General features: G+C 31.1%; 1 protein-coding gene and 1 pseudogene. One reads left to right on the top strand and one right to left on the bottom strand.

Annotated elements, in window-relative coordinates; genetic code table 11:
- Positions 1–759, bottom strand: a pseudogene (locus CN514_RS19990) (carboxypeptidase M32); the annotation flags it as partial.
- A 169-nt stretch (positions 760–928) separates the two neighbouring features.
- Between CN514_RS19990 and CN514_RS19985 the strand changes: the two are divergent.
- On the top strand, positions 929–1,549 hold the full coding sequence (locus tag CN514_RS19985) for an NAD(P)-dependent oxidoreductase (protein ID WP_098234093.1): 621 nt from the start codon (positions 929–931) through the stop codon (positions 1,547–1,549).
- Positions 1,550–1,663: the final 114 nt, after the last annotated feature.

Here is a 1,663-nt window from a genome sequence, read left to right as displayed (position 1 = left end):
ATATTTCGTTGTTACTCGAACATCACCAGGATTTAATGTAATCTGAAACGGATGAACTGTTTCATCTAAACGACCAGAATCAAAATTATAACCTAATTTTACAAGTATCTCTTCACTAACTTCTTTTTGAAGAGCAATTGAGATCGGTTGTGATAATTCTTCGCGAATTAGTTTAGTTTGCGAATTTGAAATTTTCGCAACTAATGGTACAAGACTTTCTCTTACTTTACCAAAAACTTCATCAAGCTTCCCAGTTGTCATACCCGGCTCATAAAAGCTTAATAAAGTATCATATTTCTTTTCTTTGTAGCCCCAATACTCAATGAATTGTTTTTTCATCGCTACAATTTTTTCTAAATATGGTTGGAACTTACTAAAGTCACCTTCATTTTTAGCGTCTTCCCAAGCATTTTCACTTAATGAACAAAGCTTTACATATTCTGCATATTCATTTTTAGGGATTTTACAGTTTAAATCATAATTTTTTCTACATTCCTTAACAGATTTTTCAATGATTTCATCTATATTTCCTGTGCCTATTTCTTTTTCCAATAAATTTAAATAGTTTTCCATCGTACTTGATGTTGTCATTTCAAATACTTCTGCAGAAAGCTGACTGATGACATTTGACCTTTGTTCAGCTCCATTTTTAGGCGCTCCCGTTCTAAGGTCCCAATACATAACATTAATTGCTTCATTATAATTTTCGATCTTCTTTAAATAGTCAGTAAATTCTTCTTGTATTTTATTAATTGCCATATTTACCCCTCATTTCTAAATTTTAGTAAGTTAATTTCATTCTATCATAACTTTTCTATTGAATTAATATTAAGCTTAAAAAGCACTTTCATTATCAGAAATCATGTGTTTTTAGTTTATTAAAAGACATAATTAATAAATATATTGTACAATACAACAAGGTGATGTTATGAAAATATTATTATTAGGAGCAACTGGAAGAGTTGGTTCTTTTTTAGTGGATTTATTATTAGAAGCTAACTGTGAAGTAATTGCTTTAGTAAGAGATGAACAAAAAATAATGATTAACCATGAAGCTCTTACAGTTTTAAAAGGGAATACGCTAAATGAAAAAGATTTAAATTTAGCTTTAGAAAACGTAGATGGAGTAATTTCTGCCTTAAATACTGGAGGTGAAAATATTTTATCTAAAACACTGGGACTACTAATCCCTCTTCTTGAAATGAAAAAGATCGGTAGGATTGTTACAATTGGAACTGCTGGTATTTTACAATCAAGAGTTGATCCAACAATTATACGTTATAAAAGCACTGAATCAAAACGAAAATCAACAACTGCAGCAACCGATCATGAAAAAGCTTTTAACTTGTTAAATGAAAGTCAGTTAAATTGGACGATTGTTTGCCCAACTTACTTACCAGATGGTCCAATAACTAAAAATATTCGTGCTGAAAAGAATTATTTACCAATTGATGGCCATCGTATTACGACTGGAGATACTGCTTTTTTCGCATTTAAGGAATTCTTTGAATGCAATTTTAGTAAATCTAGAGTGGGAATTTGTAATTAAAAAAGCTAGCGAATGCTAGCTTTCAGGTGTATAGACAAAATTCTAAAACTTGACTTTCAGACTGATTGCAAGCGCTTGTCTTTCGAGGCGCGAAGCCTGGTGAGGAGCGGAGTT

Origin of the sequence: Bacillus sp. AFS001701 (assembly GCF_002559405.1) — a bacterium.
GTDB lineage: Bacteria > Bacillota > Bacilli > Bacillales > Bacillaceae_G > Gottfriedia.
This window is presented reverse-complemented; position numbering and strand designations above follow the sequence as displayed.